Annotated in this window: 3 protein-coding genes; all 3 read right to left on the minus strand. The window is 74.9% G+C overall.

All coding sequences use genetic code 11. The annotated features are described in order from the left end of the window. The coding region (locus E5198_RS20725; RefSeq protein WP_136491797.1) for an alpha/beta hydrolase at positions 1-517 on the minus strand (517 nt) is incomplete at its 3' end. Between the two features lie 13 nt (positions 518-530). Beyond that, entirely contained in the window at positions 531-1,436 is a 906-nt protein-coding gene (locus tag E5198_RS20730) for an AEC family transporter (RefSeq protein WP_136491798.1), read from the minus strand. 75 nt (positions 1,437-1,511) lie between these two features. Then, on the minus strand, positions 1,512-3,194 hold a 1,683-nt coding region (locus tag E5198_RS20735), incomplete at its 5' end, for a DUF4105 domain-containing protein (RefSeq protein ID WP_136491799.1).

Here is a 3,194-nt window from a genome sequence, read left to right on the forward strand (position 1 = left end):
CCCGGGCCGCGGCGCGGTCCGGCCAGCGTTCGCGGCGGCCGCGCGCCTGGCGCACCAGCGCGCGGCGCTCGTGCAGGCCGAGCAGCTCGGACAGCGCCATCACTCCGATCATCGCCGGCGGAAACAGCACCGGATCGAGCAGCACCGCGCGCTGGAACAGCGCCGGCTCGCCGGCGAGGATCAGGCCGCTCAGCACGCCGCCGAAGCTGTGCCCGCAGGCCAGGCGCGGCACCGCGCCGAAGCGGCCGAGGCCGGCGCGCAAGGCCTCCACCGCCAGCTCGGCGCTGCGGTTCCAGCCGTGGAAGCGTCCGCCGTGGTCGCTGTCGCCGTGGCCCTGAGCGTCGCACAGCCAGAGGTCGAAGTCGCGCGCCAGCAGGGCCAGCAGCGGCTCGTAGGCGCGGCAGCAGAAGCCGTTGCCGTGCAGGAAGTGCAGCAGCGGCTTGCCCGAGGGCTCGCTGTGCCAGCCGCGCAGGGTGAAGCCGGCCGAGCTGGGGTGGGACCAGGGATGCAGGTGCATGGCGAAGCTCCGGTCAGGCCAGCGTCGCCAGCAGCAGCGGCAGGCTGACGGCGGCGAGCAGGGTCTGCAGGGTGATGATGCCGGCCATCAGGTGGCCGTCGCCGCCGAGCTGGCGGGTCAGCGTGTAGGCGGTGGGCGCGGTGGGCAGGGCGAAGAACAGCACCAGCAGGCTGCTCTCCAGCGCCGGCAGGGCCAGCAGCTGCGCCACGGCGAAGGCCAGCAGCGGCATCAGCAGCAGGCGCGCGGCGCAGTTGCCGAGCAGCGCCGGCCCCTCGCCGCGCAGCTCCTGCGGGCGCAGCGCGGCGCCGACGCAGAGCAGGCCGAGCGGCAGGCTGGCGGCGGCGAGCAGGCCGAGCAGGCGCTCCGTGCCGCCGGGCAGGCCGATGCCGCCCAGGTTGAGCAGGGCGCCGCCCAGACAGGCGAGGATCAGCGGGTTCCGGGCGATCGGCAGCAGCAGGCTGCGCGCGCTGACGCCGCGCTCGGCGCTCAGCGCCCACACCGACAGCACGTTCACCGCCGGCACCATCAGCGCCAGCATCAGCGCCGCCAGGGTCAGTCCTTCCGCGCCGTACAGGCTGCCCACCGTGGCCAGGCCCAGGTAGGTGTTGAAGCGCAGCGTGCCCTGGACGATGGCGCCGAAGCGCGCCGCCGGCCAGCCGCGCCAGCGGCGCAGGGCGAGCAGGCCGAGCCAGCCGGCGGCCAGGCCGAGCAGCACCGCCAGCGCCAGGCGCGGCAGCGCCGGGTTGTCCAGCGGCGCGCGGGCCAGGCTGCCGAGCAGCAGGGCGGGGAACAGCACGAAGTAGTTGAGGCGCTCGGCGCCTGGCCAGAAGGCCTCGCCGGGGAAGTCGGCACGGCGCAGCAGGTGGCCGGCGACGATCAGGGCGAACAGCGGCCAGAGGGCGAGCAGCAGGGGCGACATGGCGGCTCCGTTGCAGGGCGGCGCACGCCGCAGGTCCGACGGGAGGAGTCGGCAGTCTAGCGGCAAACGCCGCCGTCAGGGCAGCTGCAGGCCGCCACCGGCCTTGTGCAGCGCGCGCAGCCGGTCGCCGATCTGGCGCACGTTGACCTCGCCGTCATCCAGTTCGCGGCGCCGCGCAGGCTCGAGCAGGGCCAGCAGCTGCGTGTCGAGCTGATCGCTGAGCTGGCGCAGCTCGGCCTGGCGCATCCCGCTTTCCTGCTCCAGGCGCTGCCATTCGCCGGGCTGCGGCAGGCCGTAGCCGCCGTCGAGCAGCTCGGCCGGGCGGCTGAGGAAGCCGCTGCCGGCCAGCAGCCGCTCGAGGGTGCGGTCGGCCGCGGCGTTGCTCTGGCCACGCTGGCGGCGGCCGAGGTAGGCCCGCTTGAGGTCGTCCTGGGCCAGCTGCAGCTGGCGGCGCCGGGCGGCCTGCTCGAGCAGCAGCAGGGCGGCGCTGGCGCGCAGGTCGGCGCTGGCGAAGTGGCCGCGCCGTGCGGCGGCCGGCAGGCCCAGCCAGTCCTCCACCGTGGCCTGCGGCAGGGCCAGGCGTTCGTGGGCGACGGCGAACATCGCCTGGTAGCGTTCGCGGAAGGAGTCGAAGCGGTAGCCCAGGCGCAGCGCCTCGCGCGGATCGGCGAGCACGCTGCGCTCAAGCAGGCCGCGCGCCTCGAGCAGCTCGAGCAGGCCGCTGGGGGTGATGCTGTCGAGGTCGGCCAGGCGCGGGTCGGCGCTGCCGCTCCTGAGCAGCTTGAGGGTCTCCACCGCGCAGTTGTTGCTGAGGAACCAGTAGTCGCCGTCGTGGCTCCAGTGCAGCTCGGCGGCGCGCTCGGCCAGCGTGCGGATCTGCGCGCGCGACAGCCCGAGCGGCAGCGAGGCGAGGCTGCGCAGTTCGGTCTTGGTGTATTCGTCGATCACCTGGCCGAGCGGCAGGACGAACAGCCGCGAGGGATAGGCGCCGGTCAGGCCGTCCCAGCTGGACAGCTGCACATCGCCGACGAAGGCGCGGAACGACAGCACCAGGTGCCGGTCGAGGTCGAGCCGGCAATCCGGGCCGCGCGGCCGGCCGGGGGCGCACACCACTAGGCGCAGCATGCTGTGGCCCCAGCGGCTGACCCAGTTGTCGTTGGCTTCGGCGAACAGGTAGTCGACCGCGTAGATGCGCTCGGGGTCGAGGCGTGCCAGCGGCTGGCGGGCGAAGTCGCTGCCGGCGTTGAGGTAGGCCAGCTCGCCGGCGCAGTCGGCTGCCGGCGGCGCCCAGGCGAAGTGGCTGCGCAGGTGGCGGTACAGGCCCGGTCGCCGGCAGGCGTACTGCGGGTCGAGGAGGAAGTACTCCATATTCACTGCGACGAACTCGCGCGGGTTGCTCAGCTCGTAGGCGTCCGGGCTGCGCAGCTCCTGCGGGTTGTCCGCTTCGCGGGCGCCGCGCTGGCCGACGCGCTGCGCCCAGCCGGCCAGGTCGAGCAGGTGCGGGTCGTCGGAGAGGGTGAAGCGTCGCTCGCTCTGCCCGCGGCATTCGCCCGGCAGGCCGATGTCGCCCTGACTGCGGGCCTGCTGCCGGCAGCGGCGGATCAGCCGCGCCTCGTCGGCCGGCCAGGCGCGCGCGCGGTCGTAGAGGTGGGTCAGCTCGTGGAGCAGGGTGGCCAGCAGTTCGCGGCGCAGGGTGCCGTGCGGGCGGCCGGTCGCCGTGCGCGCGGCGCTGCCGTCGGCCAGCGCCGGCAGCAGGCG

Source organism: Pseudomonas sp. A-1 (assembly GCF_004801855.1).
In the GTDB taxonomy this organism is placed as follows: Bacteria; Pseudomonadota; Gammaproteobacteria; order Pseudomonadales; family Pseudomonadaceae; genus Geopseudomonas.

Bases quoted from the DNA above. Each gene is read 5' to 3' on its own strand.
- E5198_RS20730 (WP_136491798.1), bottom strand. From the start codon at position 1,436: ATGTCGCCCCTGCTGCTCGCCCTCTGGCCGCTGTTCGCCCTGATCGTC.